The following is a 22,024-nucleotide window of genomic DNA, read 5'->3' as shown; positions in this document are numbered from 1 at the left end:
AGTATGGAAGATAAGCAGGTTAAATATGCAGTAATAGTAGCCGGTGGGGCAGGCGTTAGAATGGGAGGAGAAGTGCCCAAGCAATTTCTCCCAATTGGAGGCTTGCCGGTATTGATGCATACCCTACAAGTGTTTCATGCTTACGATGTTGATTTGAAGCTAGTTTTGGTTTTGCCGGAAAGCCAATTTGACTATTGGAAGAAATTATGCGGTGAATATAATTTCAAGGTGCCCCATCAATTGATTCAAGGTGGGACAAGTAGGTTTGGATCTGTTAAAAATGGTTTGAATAGTATTCCCGATTGTGAAAATGGCTTGGTGGCCATTCATGATGGAGTAAGGCCTTTTGTATCAGAGGAAGTGATTCATGAGAGTTACCGGACGGCTGCCAAAGAAGGAAGTGCTATTGCGGTGATAGGATTGAAAGATTCCATCAGGCATGTTGATGCCAATGGAAGTTCTCAGTTTAAAAACAGAGATGAATTTAGGTTGGTACAGACCCCACAGACTTTCCAGCTTACAAAGATAAAGGAGGCTTTCCTTACAGAAGAAAAACCATACTTTACGGATGATGCAACGGTATATGAAAATAGGGGATGGGATGTTCAACTGATCCTCGGAAACCGAGAAAACATCAAACTCACAACGCCTGAAGACTTAAGCTACGCAGCTTTTTTGTTGGCCGAAAAGAGAATAATCATTTAACCCTAAAATCAGGTCGCTTATCGGTAAAGTTTTTTCGTTGACCGATATGGTTTTTGAAAAGGAGTGCAATTGTAAGAACTTTCGTTCATTATTAAAATACTAAAATCATGAATGGAAAAAGAAATGGAAATTTTGCACTAGGAGTCATTATTTTAGTGGTTGGCTCACTCCTATTATTCAAACAGATGGGTTTGTATATACCATACTGGGTGTTTTCATGGCCAATGATTCTAATTACAATAGGTGTTTATACAGGTTATAAAAACAGGTTCCAGAGTACAGGCTCTGTCGTTTTAATCTTAATAGGTGGGTTTTTTCTGCTGAAGGACTTATTGTTTTTACCTTTTCATATGGGGCCTATGCTTTTTCCGATCGGCTTAATTTTGCTGGGGCTTTATATAATTTTTAAAAAAAACAGAAATAAATCTTTTAATATACAAGGTTGGGAAAAAGGTTTTGATAAGAGTACTGCTGAGAAAGAAAAAACTTTTGGTCAGTACAGTCCCGACTTTATCAATGTAGATGCTTTTCTTACCGGAATTAAAAGAAAAGTGATGAGCAAGAATTTTAAAGGGGGAGACGTTACTTCCGTATTTGGAGGAGCTGACATAGATTTAATGCATGCAGATATTCAAGATCAAGCTGTATTGAAAGTCTCAGTAGCTTTTGGGGGGCTGAAACTCATAGTCCCACCCCACTGGGATGTGCAGTTGGGGGTGTCTAATTTGGCTGCAGGTATAGATGACAAGAGATATTCCCAACAAGGAGCGGCTCAAAATGCAGATAAAAAATTGATCCTCACAGGTTCGGTGATTTTCGGTGGAATAGAAATCACTTCTTATTAAAATTAAGTGCATGATGGAAAAGTCATCTGAATTCTTAAAAGTCAATGAAAATAGTAAGGATCAGGTGATTTTTCTTTTAATGGTCTTTGTAGGGGTTTCTGTTTCTTCCTATTTGAGTCAAGGTAATTTGGAATGGAGCATTGCTGATGGACTGTCCAGTACCTTTGCTGTTGGGTTGGGGGCTATTCTTATCAAGTTAATGTTAAATTACTACCCTGTTGGAGCCGTGAAAAGTTGGCCAACTCTTTTGTTTTCACTGGTTTTGGCAGCCCTATTTACCTACGCTAACCAAAAGTTGTGGGAGTCTGGTTGGTTAGGTTTTGCAGAGAATTTAATTTTATTTAAGGCTACGGTCCCTTTAAGGGTCTCTATTGGTACATGGCTGTTTCATTTGGTGGGTATGAATGTGTTATCCAATAGGTCAAGCACCAAAGATATTCATCAACTGCAGCATGAGGAGAGTCGACAAAAATTGTCTACGGATGCAGAGTTGCATTACCTACGGCAGCAAATGCAACCTCATTTCCTTTTTAACAGTTTGAATTCGATCAATGCCCTATTAAAGAGAGACCCTGAGAAAGCCCGCAATATGGTCCAGGGTCTGGCTGATTTTTATAGAAAAAACTTAAAGACTGATTCAAAAAAATGGACCGTAGTGGCCACTGAGATGGAGGCCATTACTCAGTATTTTTATTTGGAAAAAATCCGCTTTGGTCACAGGCTCAATTATGAAATAGATATCCCCGAAGGTGTTTCAACCTTAAAGTTGCCTTCCTTGCTGTTGCAGACCTTGGTAGAAAATGCAGTAAAACATGGCTTGTATGGTGTCACTGGAGAGGTTTTAATTCAAATAGAAGCAAGGCAAAAAGAGGGAAACCTAGAGGTAACTGTGAGAAACCCTAGTGAAGAAGATGCTAAAAAAGCATCAGGTACAGGCTTTGGCTTAGAAAGTTTGGAAAGAAGGTTGTTTCTGATATTTGGCAGAAAGGATTTATTAAATTACAACCAAAGCGGAGGTCAGTTTACTGCGATTTTAAAAATTCCACAAATCAAATGATACGCTGTATAATAGTAGACGACGAACCATTGGCTCAAGATTTACTTCAAGACTACTTAGAAGAATTTACAGATCTTGAAGTGGTTGGGAAATTTAATGATGGGTTTGAGGCTTTTAAAGGAATTGGAGAACTCCAGCCAGACCTAATATTTCTCGATATTGAAATGCCCAAAATTACCGGCTTTGAATTGGTGGAGCTTTTAGAAGAGCCTCCGAAGATAATTTTCACAACAGCTTATGACAATTATGCCATCAAAGCTTTTGAATTACAGGCTGTGGATTATTTGTTAAAGCCATTCTCCAAAGAAAGGCTGAGAAAGGCCATTCAGCGGGTAACGATAGCTCCTAATGATCCATCTAAATTAGCAAAATTAAATAAAGAGATGCCTTTGGATGGATTTTTAAATAGAGTGGTGGTTAAAACTGGAAACAAAATTGAGGTTTTGAATGAAGCCAATATTGCATCCATAAGTGCTGATGGTGATTATGTAAAGATCAATTCAGCAGGAAAACAATACCTGAAGTTAGGAACCATGTCCTATTATGAAAAAATGCTTGACCCTCAAAGTTTCACGCGGATCCATCGATCACATATAGTGAATATTTCAGCAATAGGTAAAATAGAGCCCTATCAAAAGGAAAACTATTTGGTATTTCTCAAAGACAATACCCAATTGCCGGTGAGCAAAAAGGGCATGGTGAAATTAAAAAAAGCCTTAAGGATATAGATAGGGAGGTGAAAAAGCCTTCACTAAATAGAGAAGGCTTAATACTTAATATTCGTCTTCATTAAAGAAGAAATCGTCTTTTGTTGGATAATCCGGCCATATTTCCTCAATATTTTCATAAGGTTCTCCGTCGTCCTCAAGCTCTTGGAGGTTTTCGACAACCTCTAATGGTGCTCCGGAGCGAATAGCAAAATCAATTAACTCATCCTTGGTGGCTGGCCACGGAGCGTCTTCCAAATAGGAGGCAAGTTCTAAAGTCCAATACATAATCTACACAAGTTTAAAGATCCCCTTAAAGGGGTGCAAAAATAGAAATACTTTCTTAAACTAAAACATTTACGGATTAATTGTTTGTAAGTTCTTTCAAAATACTGTTTTTCACATCGACTTTTCTTTTATGGGCGGCAATTTTTTTCCTCATAATGTGATCAAATTCACCTTCCTGGCTTCTGAAGTTTTCAGCATTTTCCCTTACAGTGACAAGTTCTCTTTGATCTCGGGCAATAAGGTCTTTCAAAAGGTTGATTTTTAAGGAGTTTTGCTCCGTTTCAGGCATTTCCGCAAACCCTTCATATTTTGAATGACAAAGTTTGTCTAGAAATGATTTCTCAAAGATTATTTCTGAAAAGAATACGAAAGAGCCAATACTTTGTTGTGCATTTCTTGGTTTTTTTGGAGGAAGTTTTTTCCATTCCCCCTGTAATTTTTTCGCTTGATTCAATTTGCTTTCATTCACTTCTCCTTTGGAAAGAAGCCGCATTTCCTCTGCCCATCGATCAATTTTCTTGATCATCAATCCAGGGCTGATTGTAGGCATGCTCTGACTCATGCGTTTGAATTTGCTGAAAATACGGTTGTTAATTTTAGAAAACTCATCCCAAATGGGTTGCCTTTTTGAAGCAGGCACTCGACCTGAAGTTTTCCATTCTTTTTGTATCCTTTTGCTTATTTCAAAGGCAGTCCTTACGTCTGCCAAATTGTAGGCTTCTCTGGCGCGTTCCAATAGGTTTTCGTAGACTTTTATATTTTGTTCTGCTTGCAAAGCCAGGCCATCAAAGTAATTTTTACGATTGCCGTAAAAAACATCCAGGATATCTTGGAATTTTTTGTTGATCTCTTCTTCCAATTCCTTTTCTACAGGACCTGTTTTTAGCCATTTGAGCTTTAATTCTTTGAAGACTTCAGAAGTTTCTTTCCAATCTGTGCTGTCTTTATAGGTTTCAGCCTCTTGGATAAGTTCATTCTTAATTTCTAAATTCTTCTGGCGATTAGATTGTATGATTTCTTCCAAATAGGCTTCCTGTTCTTCAAGCTCTTTGATTAGCGCAGGAAAATCCCCTAGTCCGTCATAAGACATTAATGAGGACTTAAGGTGAATGAGTTTCATCAAGAAAGAGCCCTTGTTTTGGTTTTCCTGAATGTCACTTTTAAGTTTTTCTACCTTTTGTTTTACGGTGTCAAATCTACCTTCAAAATAGCGAAAGGTGGAGGCCTCATCTTCTTTAACCTCTCCTATCACACGATCTTCTTGACCTAAGAAGCCTTTCAGGTAGATTTTTTCTCCTACAATATATCCAAATGGATGTTCAGTCATGATTAAAAGGTTGGTTGCAAATATTTAGTGGTTTGACGTATTTCTGCAAATTAATTAAATATGGTTCATTTATCCTAAGAAAGCCGATTTTTTACCATCTTTGCCTTTTAAATTAAACATAAATAAACCATGAGTAATGAAAAAATAATTTTTTCTATGGCGGGAGTTTCCAAAGTGTACCCTCCACAGAAAAAAGTACTTAAAGATATTTATCTTTCGTTTTTTTATGGTGCCAAAATAGGTGTGTTAGGGCTCAATGGTTCCGGAAAAAGTTCTTTGCTGAAAATAATTGCGGGAATGGAAACCGAATTCCAAGGAGAAGTGGTGTGGTCTCCGGGCTACTCTGTAGGTATGTTACAACAAGAACCGGTTTTAGATCCTTCTAAAACGGTAAAAGAGGTGGTAGAAGAGGCTGTCAGTGATACGGTCAACCTATTGAAAGAGTTTGAGCAAATCAACGAAAAATTTATGGATCCGGCTGTTATGGAGGATCCGGATGCCATGCAGAAGTTGATCGATCAACAAGGAGATGTTCAGGAAAAATTGGATGCCGCCAATGCTTGGGAATTGGAGACCATGTTGGAAAAAGCAATGGATGCTTTGCGTCTACCTCCTGCAGAAGCCATCGTGGAAAACCTATCAGGAGGAGAGAAGAGAAGAGTGGCTCTATGTAGGTTGCTTTTGCAAGAGCCGGACGTACTGTTACTTGATGAGCCTACCAATCACTTGGATGCGGAGTCTGTACTTTGGCTTGAACAACATTTAAAAAATTATAAAGGCACTGTTATAGCGGTTACCCACGATCGTTATTTCTTGGATAATGTAGCAGGTTGGATTCTGGAATTGGATAGAGGGGAAGGAATACCTTGGAAAGGCAATTATTCTAGTTGGCTTGAACAGAAGCAAGACCGCTTGAAACGAGAAGAGAAAACAGAGTCTAAGCGGCAGAAAACGCTTGAAAGAGAATTGGAGTGGATACGCATGTCGCCAAAGGCCAAACAATCCAAAGGCAAGGCAAGGCTGAATGCTTATGACAAGCTTGTGGGAGAAGATGCGAAAGAAAAAGAGTCTAAGCTTGAGCTGTATATTCCACCTGGACCAAGGCTGGGAAGTAAGGTCATAGAAGTCAAAGGGGTTTCTAAAGCCTTCGGAGAAAAATTGCTATTTGATGACCTCACTTTTTCTTTGCCACAAGGGGGGATAGTGGGAGTGATTGGTCCCAATGGGGCAGGTAAATCTACCCTTTTCAATTTAATAACAGGTGATGAAAAGCCCGATGCAGGACATTTTGAAATAGGTGAAACAGTGGAGATTGCCTATGTAGATCAAGAACATGATACTTTGGATCCCAACAAGACTGTGTATGAGACCATTTCCGAAGGGAATGAATACGTGCAACTAGGGAACAAAGAGGTGAATGCCAGGGCGTATGTAAGTCGGTTTAATTTCGGAGGGTCTGATCAGGGTAAAAAAGTTGGTGTGCTCTCCGGGGGTGAAAGAAACCGTGTTCATTTGGCCATGACTTTGAAAAAGGGAGGAAACCTATTACTTTTGGATGAACCTACCAATGATTTGGATGTAAATACCCTAAGAGCCCTGGAAGAGGCCTTGGAGAATTTTGCAGGCTGTGCAGTTGTAATCTCTCACGACCGTTGGTTCCTTGATAGAATATGTACCCATATTCTTGCCTTTGAGGGGGATAGTAATGTGTATTGGTTTGAGGGGAATTTCTCCGATTATGAAGAGAATAAGAAGAAGCGCTTAGGTGACCTAATGCCAAAACGAATTAAATATAAAAAGCTTAAATAATTAGCGTTATTAAAAATCCTGTGTTTGTGTTTTCCCTTTGTTATGTTTAGGCGTAGCAAAGGGATTTTTTTTGTTTGAAGTCTTCCTTTTTTCAAAATATGGTTCAGTTTATTTTCGTTTTTTGTTTCTTTGTGCTTTAAAGTTAGCATCGCGTATAATTATGATGAGACAATTGCTATTGCGCCCGGGCGCTGAAGAGTTGAACTATGAGATCAGGGGGATTGTAAAAAAGGCAAGACTGATTGAAGAGCTTGGGTATGACATTACCTGGGAAAATATAGGGGACCCTATACAGAAGAACAATACCATACCCACTTGGATGAAGGAAATCGTTTCCGAACTTGTCCAAGATGATCATAGTTATGGCTATGCGGATAGCAAAGGCATGCTTGAAACCCGTAAATTTCTGGCCAATTTAAATAACGATAAAGGCGGAGTTAAAATAGAGGCTGAGGACATCTTGTTTTTCAATGGCTTGGGTGATGGTATTGCCAAATTGTATCAGTTTCTAACACCTACAGCACGGATTATAGGGCCTTCACCGGCCTACTCTACCCATAGTTCTGCAGAAGCAGCTCATGCCAATTCAGCACCTTTGACCTATAAGCTTGACCCCGATAACAATTGGTATCCGGACATGGAGGACCTATACAATAAGGTGAAATACAATACTTCTGTGGTAGGTATTCTGATCATAAATCCGGACAATCCTACAGGGATGGTTTACCCAAGAGAAGTATTGGATCGGTTTGTTGAAATTGCCAGAGAGTTTAATTTACTATTGATCGCAGATGAGATTTATCAAAACATAACCTATAATGGTTATGAGGCCATCGGTCTGGCTGAGATTTTAGGAGATGATTTGCCGGGAATATCCTTAAAAGGTATCTCCAAAGAGTTTCCTTGGCCGGGTTCCAGGTGTGGGTGGATGGAGTTTTATAACAAGCATACTTCAGAAGAATTCACAAAGCTTTGCATTACCCTTGAAAACGCAAAAATGATAGAGGTTTGCTCCACTACCTTACCTCAGCTCGCCATTCCCAAAATCATGAGTCACCCGGATTATAAGGAATATAGAGTAACTGCGAATGCGGCGATTGGCACGAGAAGTAGAATCATGGAAGAAGTCTTGGGAAATGTAGCCGGGATTAAATTCAATAAAACCAAAGGTGCTTTTTACAATACCGTCATATTTGATGAAGGAGTATTGAATGAAGATCAATTTCTTCCTGTGGAGAACAAAGCGATAAAATCCCATTTAGAGAAATGGTTAGAGGAAAACGATATGCCAAATGATAAGCGTTTCGTTTACAATTTGCTTGCCTCTGAGCGGATATGCGTTGTGCCGGTAAGTTCCTTTTGTTCGGACTTGCGAGGGTTTAGAGTTACACTTTTGGAAGAAAACGAGGACGTCTTCCGCAATACTTTCGAAAGGCTTGCCAATAGTATAACTTCCTATCTGAATTCTTCCAAAAAAGTGCTTCAGGATCAGTAAAAAAGGACTGGTGCTCTCTTACGTTTTTGATTGAATCTTGTGGGCTGTTTATACTGTCGATTTCAATATGTGGTCGAAGGTTTTTCGGCGCCAGGTGTATCAAATCAGGTTGGCCGGCCAGAATCCAGGCACTGTACCAAAAGTCGGCAATAAGTTTGATTGTCTTTTTCATTTGCCTTTCCACTTGACCGGCCAACATTTGATGATAGGCTTCACTGAATGCTCTGGAATAGACTCTGCTGGTAATGCCTCCACGGTTTTCATAACTGTATTTCTGGTCCTCCGGGAAATCATTAGTCAATGATTTTTCGAATCTAAAAACAGAGTCTAATGCAGTATGAGCCATCTCAATGGCTTTCCAAATTTCATTTCTAGGGTCATCCAAATATTCGGCTTTCCCAACGAAAAGATCATAATCTTGTGCAAACAATTCCGGTAACCTGCTTTCCCAAAAGCCATGGATTCCGTATTGCCCAGTATTTTGCCCATTGTAATTTTCAGTGCTATGCAGGGGCACATTGATGTCGCCCAAGTAATGACCAAGATCAGCGGCTAATTTGAGGATGGCTTGGCGGTCTTTTTTTTGAAAGGCATATGTTAGGTATTGAAATGTTTGGTAAGTACTCCAAGGGGATATCCCGTGTTTTCTTAAGCTATCTTCTCCGTGTAAGGTTTTAGCCTCTTGCCAAGATTTAGGCAGTTTAAAGATGGCACTGTCACCATAGACATCTAGGTCTATATAATGTTTTTCAGCTTCCCCCTGTACGGCATACCGCCTTCTGTCCGGATTTACTGCTTTGTCGGAAATATAGGTTAAATTGGGCTTGAAAAATACCATTAGTTCTGGTGGGAGAGAGAATACTGCTTGTCGATTAATTAAGCGATGCGCATAAAACCCCCAGGCAAAAACCTCTTGATGACAGGTTAAAAATAGAAAGATACAAAACAAATAAAGTCGCATATTTTACTTGTTATATAATGTCATCAATGAAAATAGTGAAAAAATCAGAGATTGTAAAATCTTCTAATTCTTCATATTTAAGTAATTGTTTTGCAATTAAAAATAAAACAGCTAAATTTGCGATCCAATATTAAGCAAATAAGGAAAAAGTTAATTATATATAGTATGGCAAATCACAAATCGGCTTTAAAGAGAATTCGTGCAAATGAAGCCAAAAGGTTAAGAAACAGATACCAGGCCAAAACCACCAGGACTTTCATCAAGAGATTGAGAAATACTGAAGACAAGGCGGAAGCTCAGGAGCTCTTAAACCAGGTTAATTCCATGTTGGACAAACTGGCTAAGAAAAACGTTATTCATAAGAATAATGCAGCTAACAAAAAGTCCAAATTGACCAAGTTTGTTAACGCACTATAAGGTCTGTTTGCATTAGATATTTAAACCCTGCTTTTAAGTAGGGTTTTTTTTATGCCTATTTTTTTATATTTTTAATAGTATTCCCAAATAAATCAGGTGGTTAGCGTTTTTTTAGAAGCAGGGAATGGATTCTTTAAATGATTTTTGTGTCAATTTTATGTATTCTTTTTGCCTATGGATGATTACCGGTCAATAAGGATATCTGCCTTAGCTGAGGAGGATAGGCCTAGAGAAAAACTGCTACTTAGAGGTAAAGCCCAGCTTTCAGATGCAGAATTAATTGCCATTTTAATAGGTTCTGGTTCAAGAAATCTTAGCGCTGTAGATCTTTCCAAGTATATTTTGCAAAGTGTGAACAACGACTTGGCTCAGTTAGCAAGGTTGTCCGTAAATGATTTAAAGAAATTTAAGGGCATAGGTGAGGCCAAAGCTATAGGTATTGTAAGTGCCTTAGAACTGGGGAGAAGGAGAAAGGAATCTGAACCCCAAAAGAAAACAAAAATCACCTCATCGGCAGATGTCTACGCCTTAATGCGGCCGGAATTGTTAGATGAAACTATAGAGTTTTTTTACGTTTTGTTTTTAAATCGCAGCAATGTGGTTATCAAAAAGCAATTGATAAGTCAGGGAGGTACTTCAGCTACCATTGCAGATCCTAAATTGATTTTTAAATATGCCATGGAAAATCTGGCAAGTGCCATTATATTAGTTCATAATCATCCTTCTGGGAATTTGAAACCATCCGGTGCTGATATAAGCCTTACTAAAAAATTATCCTTGGTAGGTAAAAATTTAGAGCTTCCGGTCTTAGATCATGTGATTTTCACAGATGTTGGCTATTTTAGCTTTGCAGATGAAAGTTTGATCTAATTAACTATGAATAAAAAATCTTTATTGTTGGCCTTCGTTGGGGTGGTAGTCCTTGGTTCCCTGATATATACCTTTACAGGAACCACTGATCCTAAGCTGTATTTAGAGAATATTGCCGCAGAAAGAGAGCGACAGTTTAAGTTCTTAAAGTATAATATTGATTCACCATTAGAAGAAGACCAAAAAAAGGAACTTGACTCCTTGGATTTCTATCCGATAGACCCATCCTATAAGGTTAGGGGAAGAATAGTGCCGGTGCCAAACAAAAGGATAGTTGAGATCCCTATGACTGATGGCACTTTAGAAAGATATATCAGGCACTCATTTGTAGAATTCGAATTGCAAGGGCAGTCCCTTGAATTACTATTGTTGCAGGCAGAAGACGAAGTGGATTTGAGAAACTTTTTTTTGGCCTTTGCCGATGGGACAAGTGCGGATGAAACCTATGGTGGAGGACGTTATATCAATCTTCGTCAGGATGGATCCAATTCCATAACCATAGATTTTAATCTTGCATATAATCCATATTGTGCTTATAACCCCGATTTTGCATGCCCTATTCCACCAAGAGAAAATATTTTAGAAATCCCCATTAGGGCAGGGGAGAAAAATTACAATAAATAACCTTTAAGTAGAGGGCAATTATTGTAAATTTGTATCTTAGTCAAAACCGTAATAATGAAAATTTCGATCAATCGACTCAAAGATTATATACCGTTCAATCAATCTACTAATGAAATTGCCGCCCTGTTAACTGCCGGAGGCTTAGAAGTAGAAGGAATAACGACCTACGAATCAGTAAAAGGAAGCCTCAAAGGCATAGTAGTTGGAGAAGTGTTGAGCTGTGAGCCGCACCCCAATGCAGATAAACTTAGACTCACAACTGTAGACCTAGGGGTTGAGGTAGTGCCCATCGTCTGTGGAGCACCAAATGTTGCCAAAGGGCAGAAAGTGCCCGTAGCCACAGTTGGAGCCACCCTATATCCTTCCTCAGGCGAACCTTTTGTAATTAAAAAGGCTAAGATCAGAGGCGAAGTGTCTTTAGGGATGATATGCGCCGAAGATGAGCTTGGGCTGGGAGAAGGGCATGAAGGAATTCTTGTCTTAGATACCACGCTCCCAAATGGCAGTCCGGTTGGTCAGTTGTTTGATGTCAAGGAAGTAGACGTAATTGAAATTGGCTTAACCCCAAACCGAGCGGATGCTGCTTCCCATCTTGGAGTGGCCAGGGATTTGAAGGCATTGTTAAACAAAGAGCTGGAATTAAAAGGAGTAGAAAGTTTTGCTGTTGACAATGAGGAAAAAATTATTCATGTAAGCGTAGCGGACAGTAAAGATTGCCCAAGGTATGCAGGCCTGACGTTAAGCAATGTAAAAGTAGGGCCTTCTCCTAAATGGCTTCAGGATTACCTTAAAGCGATAGGCTTGGAGCCAATCAATAATGTGGTAGATGCTACCAATTATATTCTACATGATCTTGGGCAACCGCTTCACGCCTTTGATGCTGATAAAATTCAAGGAGATGAAATCCAGGTGAAAAGAATGCCTGAGGGGACAAAATTTGTTACCCTAGATGGTAAGGAAAGGACCTTGTCTGGGAAAGAGTTGATGATTTGTGACAAACAAGAAGGGCTTTGCATCGCAGGGACCTTGGGTGGGCTGGAATCAGGTGTAAGTAACGGGACAAGTACCATTTTCTTAGAAAGTGCTTGTTTTGGTATGGATGTCGTTCGTAGAGGAGCCCAATTTCATGGGATCAAGACTGATGCTTCTTTCCGTTTTGAAAGAGGTACAGATCCCAACATGCCTGTTTTTGCGCTGAAAATGGCTGCCATGTTGATCAAAGAGCTTACGGGAGCCCTTATTAGTTCTCCAATTGTTGATATCTACCCGGAGCCGGTAGCGGATTTTGAAATCCCTGTAAGTTATCGACATATTGATAGGTTGATTGGGGAAGAAATTGGCAAAGACCGGATTAAGCAAATACTGGAGGCATTGGAAATAAAGGTTATCAATGAAACAACATCCGGATTTGTGGCCATAGTTAAGCCCTATAGGGTGGATGTAACCCGGGAGGCTGATATCATTGAGGAGATTTTACGAATTTATGGATTTGAAGCAATCCCGCTAAAGGAAAATTATCAGGCAGACTTCTTGGCTGAGCATCCGGCAAAGGATGCCAATAAATTACAGTACCGAATTTCTGAAATGCTTGCAGGTATTGGTTACAGTGAAATGGTGACCAATTCTCTAAGCAAGTCTAGCTATGCGGAAAAAGCGACTTTCCTTGCTCCGGAAAAAGATGTCTTGATTTTAAATAAATTAAGTGAAGATTTGGGTGTGCTTCGCCAAAGCTTGGTATTTACAGGTTTAGAAGTATTGGCGCACAATATCAACAGGAGACAAAAAGACTTGAAATTATTTGAGTTTGGCTCGGTGTATGCTAAAGCATCCGAAGGATATGAGGAAGGGAAAATGTTGTCTATTTTTCTTACCGGTAATGCAAGTCATGAAAACTGGATGCATGCGGTAAAACCTGTTTCATTTACAGATTTGTACGCTGTGGTTGAAGGATTGTTAACAAAACTAAACATTCCACAGCCTGAAGTAAATGTCATAGAATCCAGCCCATTTTCTTTCGGCTTAACCTTAAAAGTTAACCAGCAGTCCGTAGGTGCAATAGGTCTATTATCTCCGGAGATTTGCAAGTTGGCTGATGTGAAGCAAGCCGTTTATTTTGCTGAATTAGACTGGAACAGGCTTAACAAATTGGCCAAATCTCAAGGGAAATTTCAGGAAATTTCGAAATTTCCTGAAGTTAGAAGAGATTTATCTCTTGTAATCGATCAGGAAGTCACTTTTGATCAGATCAGACAAATGGCTACTAAAGTAGGAGGTAAGTTATTGAAAAGAATCAATGTTTTTGACATGTACAAAGGGGATAAGTTGGATGAAGGAAAAAAGGCCTATGCGATGAGCTTTTATCTTCAGGACAATCAGCAGACCCTCACTGACAAGGTGATAGACAAGACCATGAGCAAATTAATGCATACTTTTGAGAAAAATGCCGGTGCTTTGATAAGGAAATAATATGAAGGTTTACGAGGAGCTTCAGCGGTTAGAAAACCTGGCAGAACAGGTAGAAAATAAAGTAAAATTACTTGAACAGGAAAATACTGCCCTCAAAAATCAACTTTTGGTCTATCAAAAGAAACTTTCTGACCAGGAAGAAGCACTCGAAGATTTTAAAAATCAAATTAAAATTAGTAAAATTGTAAGAAACATACCGGTAGAAAATAAAGCGTCTGCTGAATTGAGGGGGAGAATTGATGACTATATAAAAGAAATCGATAAAATTATTACTTACCTGTCTGAATAATATGGATACACTTTCGATACGAATAAAAATAGGGGATAGAGAATACCCAATGAAAGTGAAAACCGATGAGGAAGCCAGAATCAGACGGGTGGGTAAATTAATTAACGATAAAATAAAAAAGTACAGAGAGGAATTTGGACTGGAGGATCGTCAGGACTTGCTGGCAATGGTTGCTTTCGATTGCATGGTAGAGTTCCTGGAAATTAAGGAAGACCATACGGAAGGTAGCGAGCAGGTAAAGCAGGTACTCCAACATGTCAACAAAAACCTTGAATCATTGCTTTGATTCTTTTTAGTCTCTTTTGCCCAAACAAGGCAGTTACCCATTCTATCCGGTAGATAAACTCAAATAAATCTATGGGAATTTCAATATACATTATTATATCCGGCGCAATTGGCGTCTTGATCGGGGGACTCCTGGCAGGATTATTTATTAAAAATAACAGTAAGAAAATTGAGGAAGAGGCTCGGGAAAGAGCCAAAAGTCTTATCCGAGAAGCTGAAATTACAGCAGAAGGGACTAAAAAAGATAAAATTCTTGAGGCCAAAGAAAAATACCTTAAGCTAAAATCCGATTTTGAAGAAGAAGTAGGTAAGAAAAAGAACATCCTTATCACCAATGAAAATAAGCTTAAACAACGTGAACAGATCCTTTCCAAGGAAATGGAGCATGTTAAACGCAAAGAAGCGGAATTGGACAGCAAAAAGGAAAACCTCAATGCCCAACTTCATGCTGTACAAATTCGAAAAGATGAACTTGACAAGGTAACACACCAAAGGATTACTGATCTTGAAAAAGTAGCCTTGCTTACCAGAGAAGAGGCGAGAGAGCAACTGATTGAAATGCTTAAAGATGAGGCTGCCACCAAGGCTTCCTCTCACATCAAAGATATTTTGGATCAAGCGAAGCTTAGTGCGACCAAGCAGGCTAAGAAAATTGTCTTGGATACCATTCAGCGAACGGCTACTGAACATGCCATTGAAAACTGCGTATCTGTCTTCAATATAGAAAGTGACGATGTCAAAGGTAAAATTATCGGTAGAGAAGGACGGAACATCAGAGCGTTGGAAGCTGCCACCGGCGTGGAGATTGTGGTAGATGACACTCCTGAAGCCATTATTATTTCAGGTTTTGATCCGGTTAGAAGAGAGATAGCTAGGTTAGCCCTTCATAGATTGGTGCAGGATGGACGTATACACCCTGCCAGGATTGAAGAAGTGGTGGCTAAAACTGAGAAGAATATCGATGAGGAAATCATTGAAATAGGAGAAAGAACTTGTATTGACCTTGGGATTCACGGCCTACACCCTGAACTGATTAAGATGGTGGGAAGGATGCGTTTCCGTTCTTCTTATGGGCAAAACTTATTGCAACACTCCAGGGAAGTTGCTAAACTTTGTGCGACAATGGCGGCCGAGATGGGCTTTAATGCCAAATTAGCTAAGAGGGCAGGTTTACTTCATGATATTGGTAAAGTATATCCTGAAGAAGCAGAATTGCCACATGCCATCCTCGGAATGGAGCTGGCCAAGAAACACAAGGAGCATCCAGAAGTAATCAATGCCATAGGTGCTCACCATGATGAAATAGAAATGACTTCCATGTTATCTCCGATTGTCCAGGCATGTGATGCCATCTCCGGATCACGTCCGGGAGCACGTAGAGAAATTATGGACAGCTATATAAAAAGGCTTAAAGACCTGGAAGATTTGGCCTTGAGTTTTGAGGGAGTCAACAAATGCTTTGCCATGCAAGCTGGAAGGGAATTGAGAGTATTGGTGGATGCTGACAATGTGAATGACAATACTGCAGGTAATTTGTCTTTTGAAATATCTCAAAAGATTGAAAAAGAAATGCAGTATCCGGGCCAGATTAAAATTACTGTAATTAGGGAAATGAGATCAGTGAATTATGCCAAATAAAGGCATTTGACTGAAAATTAATATTGTGGTTTAAAAGGCAATTGTTCACTATGAATAATTGCCTTTTTTTTTAGTGTGGGTGATCAATGCGTGCGGATTTTTTAATTTTTAACCTCATACCGATTTCGGGTTAAATCATATTTTTTAGTAGGGAAAGGGTGGCAGCCGGTTAAACCTTAGATCTTGAATGCTTCCCAATTATCGCTTTTAGTTTTATTAATGAGCTAATATTTTTGATTCTGAAATTATTTCTTTAGTTTTAATAGAATAAGCTTTAAAGACTTTGTTGGAATGAAAACTATTCAGGCTGCTTAAGTAGAGCTGGGAAGCACCTGTTGAAGGTCGATTTAAAGATATGGCTGGGCATCTTTTTACCGATAGGAATATTCAATAACATGAAATAGAAGGGGGGAAGGCACTTTTATGCTATATTTCTATAAAATTGAATTGGAACAATTAGGAACAAATGGCACATATCAAATATTAGGTTAGGAACTTTACATAAAGGAGATAAATGACACCTTTTCGATTAGTAATCATCTTTTTTGTGGCCTCTATAATTGGGATTGCCTTAATCCCTAAATTATCTGTAGACCTAAATCCTCCGGAAAAAGAGCCTGTATTGAATATTAGCTTTACTGTTAGCAATGCTTCTCCGGAAATGGTTGAAAAACTAGCGACTTCTCCTTTGGAAGGGGCATTTACCCAGCTTTCTGAACTTAAAAAAACTACATCCACATCCAATTATAATAATGGTAATATTCAGTTACGTTTTGACAAGCGTACAGATATGGAGTATAAGAAGTTTGAGGTGGCAGCTTTAATCCGGCAAGTTTCCCCCTTACTTGACAGCAAGGTCAGCTACCCAAATGTAACCCAATCTTCTCAGAGAAGTATTCAAGAGAAAAAGCCGGTGTTAACCTATAGTATCAATGGCCCTTTCGCTTCTTTTGAAATAAAAAAAATAGCAGAAGATGTGTTGGTAACAGCGCTTAATGAAGTTGAGGAGATTGAAACCATAGAGATTAGAGGAGCAAATGACCTGTACCTTTATGTGGTATATGACATTCAAAAATTGCAGGCCTTAAAATTTTCAAGGGCTACTTTAGAGAATAGGATTAGAAATGCCTTTGGGCGGAATTATCCCGGCTTGGCCATGAATGTTTTAGGGGAGTCCATGTTTATGGAAATTGATCGATCCATTAAAGATAAAAGTGCATTGGAAAACCTTTTATTGGGGAGGGTAGAAGGAAAAGCCGTTTACTTGAAGGATGTGGCAACTTTAACTCTAGAAGAGTCAGCACCTCGGAGCTTTTACAGGATCAATGGCAATAACTCTGTAAACCTCACCATTACCAATAGGGACGGTGTAAACAAGGTCTTACTGGCACAAAAGATAAAGGAGATAATGGCTGCTTCTAAAATAAACCTTCCTGAAGGCTTTGATGTAAGACTAGAGTTTGATGACACTTCCTTTTTAGATAAGGAGCTCAATAAGATCTATAAGCGGTCAGGTTTGTCCATTTTGATTTTGGTGATTTTTATTTTCTTAATCAATAGGAATGTTAAGTACCTGATTACTCTGTTTTTAGGTATAATTGTAAATGTTAGTTTAACTGTGATTATTCTTTACTTGTTAAAAGTAAATATTCACATGTATTCATTGGCAGGCTTAACGATTTCTTTTGGTCTGATTGTGGACAACGCAATCATTATGATTGATCATTTGCACAAGCACAAAAACAGAAAAGTGTTTTTAGCCTTGCTGGCTGCATCATTGACCACAATTGTGGCCTTATTGATGGTCTTTTTATTACCTGAAGACGATAGGAGAAATTTAGGAGAGTTCTCAGTGGTTGTTGCTGTCATGCTTGGGGTTTCACTATTAGTGGCTTTGCTTTTCACTCCTGCCATGTACGATTTGCTTTTTGGAGAAAAGCAGAAATCCGCGAAGAGACTTACCGTTAATCAGTTGAGAAAAAGGGTAGTGGCTTTTTCCAAGTTTCAGCAGATGATTGGGTTTACAGCAAGATTTAGAAAAACCTTTATTGTCCTCCTTATTTTGTTGTTTGGCTTGCCGGTGTTTTATCTTCCTTCCACTTGGGAGGGGCAGGACTGGTACAACAAGACTGTAGGGAATAGCTTCTACCAAGAGGAGATCAGGCCTTATATAGACAAGTCTCTAGGAGGCTCTTTTCGGATGTTTGTTCGCGGAGTGTTTGAAAAGTCATCCTATCGAGAAGCAGAAAGAACGAGGCTGTATGTAAATGCCTCCTTACCATTTGGGAATACTTTGGAGCAAATGAATTTCATCATAAAGGAGTTTGAGGTATTTCTGAAAGGTGTGGAAGGTGTGGATAAATTTGTGACTACGGTAAGTTCTGGTCAAAACGCGCGCATAGAGATTACCTTTAAAGAGGAGCATGAAGCTTCTGCCTTACCCTATAGGCTTAAAGGCAAACTTGCCATGAAGTCTACTGATTGGAGTGGTGTACGTTGGGGGATATATGGCGTTGGTCAGGGTTTTTCGACAGGACCGGGAGGTGAGGGGATTCCTTCTTTTAGAGCAGAAATGAGGGGTTATAATTATGCGGAATTAGAAAAACAATCGGAAGTCTTGGCTGAGAAATTATTGGCACACCGCAGGATCCAAGAGGTGAATACCAATGAGCGTCGAAATTATTATGACAAGAAGACTGAGGAATATGTTTTAAGGTTTGATCAGCAAAGACTGGCCATGGCAGGTGCCAACCAATATGAAGTTGTTACTGCACTAAATGATTTGTCCCAACACGAGCAGCCATCCCTATCCTTGGAACTTGATAATGATAAATTTGGAGTCGTTGTTAAAGAGAAAAATTCCGATCGATTTTCAAAATTTGATCTTGAAAGGAGTAGTTTAATATCCAGTGATAATAAGATTTTTAAAGTTTCGGGTTTTGGTACTTTGACCAAAGAAAGCACCACCAATGCCTTACATAAAGAGGATAGGCAATACATTAGGTTGGTTTCATTTGATTATATGGGCTCAGCCAAGTTTGGGGGAGAATACCTGGATGAGGTGATTGAAGAAATGAAAGCTTCCATGCCTATTGGTTATTCGGTTAGCAGGCAATCCTATAATTGGAATTGGAACCAAGCCAAAAGGCAATACAGTTTGTTGCTGGTGTTAATCGTGGGTATTTTCTTCATTTGTTCAATTCTGTTTGAGAACTTTAAACAGCCTTTGTACATTATTTTTATTATCCCCATTTCTTTTATTGGCCTGTTTCTAATTTTTTCCCTGTTCGACTTCTATTTTGATCAAGGAGGCTATGCAGCTTTTGTTATGCTAGGAGGTTTGGCAGTAAATGCAGCCATATTTATAGTAAACGATCTCAATAATCGAAGAAAAGGCAACTACAACCGGAATGTTTTGAAAGCCGTGGGGGGAAAAGCAACTCCGATTTTATTGACAGTTCTTTCAACATGTTTTGGATTAATACCTTTTGTAATGGAAGGACAGGGAGAGATTTTTTGGTTTTCGTTGGCTATTGGCACCATTGGAGGCTTGGTGTTTAGCATGGTAGGGGTGTTCTTGGCCTTGCCTGTGTTTTTGTGGAAGAAAAATATTTAAAGGTGCCTGATTGTTCCAAAATTGGTAGAAATTTACTTTTTCCTGTTATGACTCTATCTGATTATCGTTATATATAATATAGTAGGCCTTGTCTTATTAGAAAACAATGAATTCATTGGGTATTTCAGGGTTATTTATACTGATAAAAATTTAAACCCATACGATCACAAAATGATAAAATTCCGCCATTGCTTAGTTTCTGCATTTATTCTGTTTAGTTGTTCTTCTGAAAACAAAGATCGAGGGCAAGGCCCGGAGCGTAAAATGGCATTTGTTTTAGTGGATAGTGTTGTAGTAGATGTTCTAGAACCCTTAGTTATTGACGATCAACAGCTAATGGGTGGAGCGTTTTTAATGAGAGGGAGAAATAGCAGAAATCCATATCTCGTGAATAAGAATGGTAAAGTCATTAAGGCCTACGATTTACTAAATGACAGTCCAAATGGAATTGGGTTCAATGGTGCATTTGGCTATAATTTTTTGGGAGTAGATAAGTGGGTGGGATTGTCTCAGTCTTTTTTTAAGCAATTCCACATCTATAATCTTGAAGGCGATAAAATTAAGGTGTTGGATACGATTGATTTAGGTGTTTTTAAACTGACGTTGAGTTTTTATCAATCCTTTTTTAGGGGATTGATAAAAGATGGAGAAGAAATTCTTTTTGGGATTGAGGATAATTTATTTGATCCAAATTCTTTGTCCAAAGAGAACAGAAATCAACCTATGTATTATGATTCCGTAAAAACGATTTTTTCCTATAGGGTAAAAGATCAATTTCTTAAGCAGTTTAATGCCTACCCTGAATCATGGGGTCCAAGGAAAGAGCGAAAGTATGTAGGGAATTCAGCCCCATTCATTGCTTATCATAGAAGCAAGCATCTGATGGCCGTACTCCCTAAAGTGAGTAATCAATTGTTTATTTATGATTTTTCCGGAAATGAACCTGTCCTTTTACATGAGGTAACCCTTACGCATAAGTATAGGCCTCAGATAATTCCTGAAATCGCTGAAGAAGCAGCGTATACATCATCTTACCCTCGGTTTACAGGACTTTGGTTTGTAGGGGACAGGGTTATTGCGGAGTTTAAAACCAGAATTCCCGAAGATATTTTGCAAAGTTTAATGGCTAAATCCCCGGTGAGGGTTGATGAGTTGCCGGAGTTCCAAGAAGCGAAAAAGAAATTTGTGAAGACTTTTTATCTGGTAATTGAGGATGGCAAGCAAATAGGCATGGTGGAAGGGTTGTCTGTTCCCGGTATGTTGGATTATACCTCAGAATCAGGTGAAATTTATGTAAATGATAACATAAATCCTGAGGTGGAGCGGGAGTATAATGTGTTTTATCGGTTGAAATTTGAATATTAGGTGTAAAAAATAACCTCATATTTTGAAAATCCTGTTAAAAACGGTTTTATCGGTGTAAAAAATAATTAAAAAAAATTAAATTTTGCTTTTTGGGTAAAATATGGTTGAAATCATACCTGATGCTTCATAGTATGGCTTTGTTTTTAGATTTTCCAAAATTTATAAATACATAATATTTTAAGTTTTTGTTATGCATAAGTTAATCATTGTATATTTTTATTGAAATATTTGCAATCTATTAATTGCTCAATTACATTTGTGTCATACTTACGTAAGTCATAAACATAGGAAAAACAAAAGGGATCAAAAGAAGGGGAGAACAATTTAACTCAGTTCAATTAAATGCAAAAAGCAAAATACTGCCGGCCAGGGGCTGAAGTGGTATCCGAAACTGATGTTTAAATAAATATAGCCTTCCGGAGATTATCGATTGCAATTTCTAGCTCAATTACCTGCCCAAAGTAATTAGCCTCAAAAAAGAAATGTTAGGAAGTTCCTGGCAGAGGTTTTTAAAGTTAACATACCTTTAAAAATTTACGATCATGAGATTAATTATTGCAACAATTCTCGCTTTTACAATTACGTCATCAGTGTTTGCTACTGCACCTGTTGAGAATCCAATTGTCACCCTTGAAAAAGTAGGGGATAACAAGTTTCAATTGAAATATATGGAAATTCCTGAGGGAAAGGTAACCGTTGCTATTAAAGATAAGTCGAATAGAATTATCTTCAGGGATGTAATCGAAGCTGAAAAAGTTTTTTACAAAAACTACAACCTCAACAAACTTGATATTGGAAATTACCAATTAGAAGTTTTTAATGGGAAAGATGGAAAATTGTCTGGTTTTGACATTGTTTTAGGAGACCAAATAGAAGAGAAAACTTTTTATGCTAAAATGATGGAGGTTGATGAAAAAACATTGGCACTTACCATGAGCAACTTGAATGGTAAAGAAAAGACACTTGAAATTTATGACAATGGAAGTTTGATCCATGAAGAAGCCATCACCGGCTTAACTTTCGGAAAGAAATTCAAATTTACTAACCTTGAATCTCTGGAAAACATTGACATTAAAATCGTAGAAGGAAACGGAGTAGGTAAATACATCTTCGCGAATTAATAAAATATTACTAACCACTAACTATCCAAAAGAGGCTGACACATCAGCCTCTTTTTTTTTTGTTTTAGGACTACTAATATTTCTTAGTAGTCTTTTTTGGTTTGGAAGCTAAGCTTGTTGTTAACTAAACCTTTATAGA

At 38.5% G+C, this 22,024-nt stretch carries 19 protein-coding genes; 16 read left to right on the top strand and 3 right to left on the bottom strand.

Translation table 11 applies throughout. The annotated features are described in order from the left end of the window. Nucleotides 1-3: 3 nt before the first annotated feature. The 4 genes from Q4534_RS19205 to Q4534_RS19190 all read left to right on the top strand — a co-directional run bounded on the left by Q4534_RS19205 (nucleotide 4) and on the right by Q4534_RS19190 (nucleotide 3,335). Nucleotides 4-705: a 2-C-methyl-D-erythritol 4-phosphate cytidylyltransferase gene (locus Q4534_RS19205; protein ID WP_303614770.1), complete on the top strand. Its 702-nt coding sequence runs from the start codon at nucleotides 4-6 to the stop codon at nucleotides 703-705. 107 nt (nucleotides 706-812) lie between these two features. Further along, nucleotides 813-1,550 carry a LiaF transmembrane domain-containing protein gene (locus tag Q4534_RS19200; protein ID WP_303614769.1) on the top strand — a complete coding sequence of 246 codons (738 nt, stop codon included), beginning with the start codon at nucleotides 813-815 and terminating at the stop codon, nucleotides 1,548-1,550. A gap of 10 nt (nucleotides 1,551-1,560) precedes the next feature. Continuing rightward, nucleotides 1,561-2,607 (top strand): sensor histidine kinase, encoded by a 1,047-nt coding sequence (locus tag Q4534_RS19195; RefSeq protein ID WP_303614768.1) that lies wholly within the window; start codon nucleotides 1,561-1,563, stop codon nucleotides 2,605-2,607. Next, on the top strand, nucleotides 2,604-3,335 hold the full coding sequence (locus Q4534_RS19190; RefSeq protein WP_303614767.1) for a LytTR family DNA-binding domain-containing protein: 732 nt from the start codon (nucleotides 2,604-2,606) through the stop codon (nucleotides 3,333-3,335). The genes Q4534_RS19195 and Q4534_RS19190 overlap by 4 nt, the downstream gene beginning before the upstream one ends. Before the next feature lie 45 nt (nucleotides 3,336-3,380). On the opposite strand, the gene Q4534_RS19185 is transcribed toward Q4534_RS19190, so the two are convergent. Both Q4534_RS19185 and Q4534_RS19180 read right to left on the bottom strand, forming a co-directional pair. Beyond that, nucleotides 3,381-3,602 (bottom strand): DUF2795 domain-containing protein, encoded by a 222-nt coding sequence (locus tag Q4534_RS19185; protein WP_010855875.1) that lies wholly within the window; start codon nucleotides 3,600-3,602, stop codon nucleotides 3,381-3,383. Nucleotides 3,603-3,678: 76 nt separating this feature from the next. Next, nucleotides 3,679-4,929, bottom strand: a complete 1,251-nt coding sequence (locus Q4534_RS19180) for a DUF349 domain-containing protein (protein WP_303614766.1) — start codon at nucleotides 4,927-4,929, stop codon at nucleotides 3,679-3,681. A 129-nt stretch (nucleotides 4,930-5,058) separates the two neighbouring features. Between Q4534_RS19180 and ettA the strand changes: the two genes are divergently transcribed. Beyond that, nucleotides 5,059-6,738: an energy-dependent translational throttle protein EttA gene (gene ettA, locus Q4534_RS19175; RefSeq protein ID WP_303614765.1), complete on the top strand. Its 1,680-nt coding sequence runs from the start codon at nucleotides 5,059-5,061 to the stop codon at nucleotides 6,736-6,738. 163 nt (nucleotides 6,739-6,901) lie between these two features. After that, on the top strand, nucleotides 6,902-8,233 hold the full coding sequence (locus Q4534_RS19170) for a pyridoxal phosphate-dependent aminotransferase (RefSeq protein ID WP_303614819.1): 1,332 nt from the start codon (nucleotides 6,902-6,904) through the stop codon (nucleotides 8,231-8,233). Here the strand turns inward: Q4534_RS19170 and Q4534_RS19165 are convergent. Then, entirely contained in the window at nucleotides 8,124-9,194 is a 1,071-nt protein-coding gene (locus tag Q4534_RS19165) for a zinc dependent phospholipase C family protein (protein ID WP_303614764.1), read from the bottom strand. The two genes, Q4534_RS19170 and Q4534_RS19165, sit on opposite strands and share 110 nt — an antisense overlap. Before the next feature lie 165 nt (nucleotides 9,195-9,359). On the opposite strand from Q4534_RS19165, the gene rpsT reads away from it, so the two are divergent. From rpsT to Q4534_RS19115, 10 genes are all read left to right on the top strand, one after another. Then, the gene (rpsT, locus tag Q4534_RS19160; RefSeq protein ID WP_041934949.1) at nucleotides 9,360-9,611 is read left to right on the top strand and encodes a 30S ribosomal protein S20; all 252 of its coding nucleotides are present in this window, start codon (nucleotides 9,360-9,362) and stop codon (nucleotides 9,609-9,611) included. A 174-nt stretch (nucleotides 9,612-9,785) separates the two neighbouring features. Then, nucleotides 9,786-10,481 (top strand): DNA repair protein RadC, encoded by a 696-nt coding sequence (gene radC, locus Q4534_RS19155; RefSeq protein WP_303614763.1) that lies wholly within the window; start codon nucleotides 9,786-9,788, stop codon nucleotides 10,479-10,481. 6 nt (nucleotides 10,482-10,487) lie between these two features. Then, nucleotides 10,488-11,105 (top strand): DUF1684 domain-containing protein, encoded by a 618-nt coding sequence (locus Q4534_RS19150; protein WP_303614762.1) that lies wholly within the window; start codon nucleotides 10,488-10,490, stop codon nucleotides 11,103-11,105. Between the two features lie 54 nt (nucleotides 11,106-11,159). Next, nucleotides 11,160-13,571, top strand: a complete 2,412-nt coding sequence (gene pheT / locus Q4534_RS19145) for a phenylalanine--tRNA ligase subunit beta (RefSeq protein ID WP_303614761.1) — start codon at nucleotides 11,160-11,162, stop codon at nucleotides 13,569-13,571. 1 nt (nucleotide 13,572) lies between these two features. Continuing rightward, a complete protein-coding gene (locus tag Q4534_RS19140; protein WP_303614760.1) occupies nucleotides 13,573-13,860 on the top strand; it encodes a hypothetical protein in 288 nt (95 codons plus the stop codon). Nucleotide 13,861: 1 nt separating this feature from the next. Beyond that, nucleotides 13,862-14,146: a cell division protein ZapA gene (locus Q4534_RS19135; RefSeq protein WP_014018888.1), complete on the top strand. Its 285-nt coding sequence runs from the start codon at nucleotides 13,862-13,864 to the stop codon at nucleotides 14,144-14,146. A gap of 71 nt (nucleotides 14,147-14,217) precedes the next feature. Beyond that, nucleotides 14,218-15,783, top strand: a complete 1,566-nt coding sequence (rny, locus tag Q4534_RS19130; protein ID WP_149393957.1) for a ribonuclease Y — start codon at nucleotides 14,218-14,220, stop codon at nucleotides 15,781-15,783. Nucleotides 15,784-16,297: 514 nt separating this feature from the next. Beyond that, nucleotides 16,298-19,399 carry an efflux RND transporter permease subunit gene (locus Q4534_RS19125; RefSeq protein WP_303614759.1) on the top strand — a complete coding sequence of 1,034 codons (3,102 nt, stop codon included), beginning with the start codon at nucleotides 16,298-16,300 and terminating at the stop codon, nucleotides 19,397-19,399. 171 nt (nucleotides 19,400-19,570) lie between these two features. Then, the gene (locus tag Q4534_RS19120) at nucleotides 19,571-20,764 is read left to right on the top strand and encodes a hypothetical protein (RefSeq protein ID WP_303614758.1); all 1,194 of its coding nucleotides are present in this window, start codon (nucleotides 19,571-19,573) and stop codon (nucleotides 20,762-20,764) included. Between the two features lie 542 nt (nucleotides 20,765-21,306). After that, nucleotides 21,307-21,885 carry a hypothetical protein gene (locus tag Q4534_RS19115; protein ID WP_303614757.1) on the top strand — a complete coding sequence of 193 codons (579 nt, stop codon included), beginning with the start codon at nucleotides 21,307-21,309 and terminating at the stop codon, nucleotides 21,883-21,885. Nucleotides 21,886-22,024: the final 139 nt, after the last annotated feature.

Source organism: Cyclobacterium sp. 1_MG-2023 (assembly GCF_030546805.1).
GTDB lineage: Bacteria > Bacteroidota > Bacteroidia > Cytophagales > Cyclobacteriaceae > Cyclobacterium.
The sequence above is the reverse complement of the archived record's forward strand: the minus strand, read 5'-3'. Positions and strand labels throughout refer to the sequence as shown.

Excerpts from the sequence above, each read along its gene's own strand:
- ettA (WP_303614765.1), top strand. The coding sequence starts at position 5,059 with ATGAGTAATGAAAAAATAATTTTTTCTATGGCGGGAGTTTCCAAAGTG.
- Q4534_RS19185 (WP_010855875.1), bottom strand. The coding sequence starts at position 3,602 with ATGTATTGGACTTTAGAACTTGCCTCCTATTTGGAAGACGCTCCGTGG.
- Q4534_RS19190 (WP_303614767.1), top strand. The coding sequence starts at position 2,604 with ATGATACGCTGTATAATAGTAGACGACGAACCATTGGCTCAAGATTTA.
- Q4534_RS19125 (WP_303614759.1), top strand. The coding sequence starts at position 16,298 with ATGACACCTTTTCGATTAGTAATCATCTTTTTTGTGGCCTCTATAATT.
- Q4534_RS19195 (WP_303614768.1), top strand. The coding sequence starts at position 1,561 with ATGATGGAAAAGTCATCTGAATTCTTAAAAGTCAATGAAAATAGTAAG.
- Q4534_RS19140 (WP_303614760.1), top strand. The coding sequence starts at position 13,573 with ATGAAGGTTTACGAGGAGCTTCAGCGGTTAGAAAACCTGGCAGAACAG.
- Q4534_RS19120 (WP_303614758.1), top strand. The coding sequence starts at position 19,571 with ATGATAAAATTCCGCCATTGCTTAGTTTCTGCATTTATTCTGTTTAGT.
- pheT (WP_303614761.1), top strand. The coding sequence starts at position 11,160 with ATGAAAATTTCGATCAATCGACTCAAAGATTATATACCGTTCAATCAA.
- Q4534_RS19115 (WP_303614757.1), top strand. The coding sequence starts at position 21,307 with ATGAGATTAATTATTGCAACAATTCTCGCTTTTACAATTACGTCATCA.
- Q4534_RS19170 (WP_303614819.1), top strand. The coding sequence starts at position 6,902 with ATGAGACAATTGCTATTGCGCCCGGGCGCTGAAGAGTTGAACTATGAG.
- Q4534_RS19200 (WP_303614769.1), top strand. The coding sequence starts at position 813 with ATGAATGGAAAAAGAAATGGAAATTTTGCACTAGGAGTCATTATTTTA.
- rpsT (WP_041934949.1), top strand. The coding sequence starts at position 9,360 with ATGGCAAATCACAAATCGGCTTTAAAGAGAATTCGTGCAAATGAAGCC.
- radC (WP_303614763.1), top strand. The coding sequence starts at position 9,786 with ATGGATGATTACCGGTCAATAAGGATATCTGCCTTAGCTGAGGAGGAT.
- Q4534_RS19180 (WP_303614766.1), bottom strand. The coding sequence starts at position 4,929 with ATGACTGAACATCCATTTGGATATATTGTAGGAGAAAAAATCTACCTG.
- rny (WP_149393957.1), top strand. The coding sequence starts at position 14,218 with ATGGGAATTTCAATATACATTATTATATCCGGCGCAATTGGCGTCTTG.
- Q4534_RS19150 (WP_303614762.1), top strand. The coding sequence starts at position 10,488 with ATGAATAAAAAATCTTTATTGTTGGCCTTCGTTGGGGTGGTAGTCCTT.
- Q4534_RS19205 (WP_303614770.1), top strand. The coding sequence starts at position 4 with ATGGAAGATAAGCAGGTTAAATATGCAGTAATAGTAGCCGGTGGGGCA.
- Q4534_RS19135 (WP_014018888.1), top strand. The coding sequence starts at position 13,862 with ATGGATACACTTTCGATACGAATAAAAATAGGGGATAGAGAATACCCA.
- Q4534_RS19165 (WP_303614764.1), bottom strand. The coding sequence starts at position 9,194 with ATGCGACTTTATTTGTTTTGTATCTTTCTATTTTTAACCTGTCATCAA.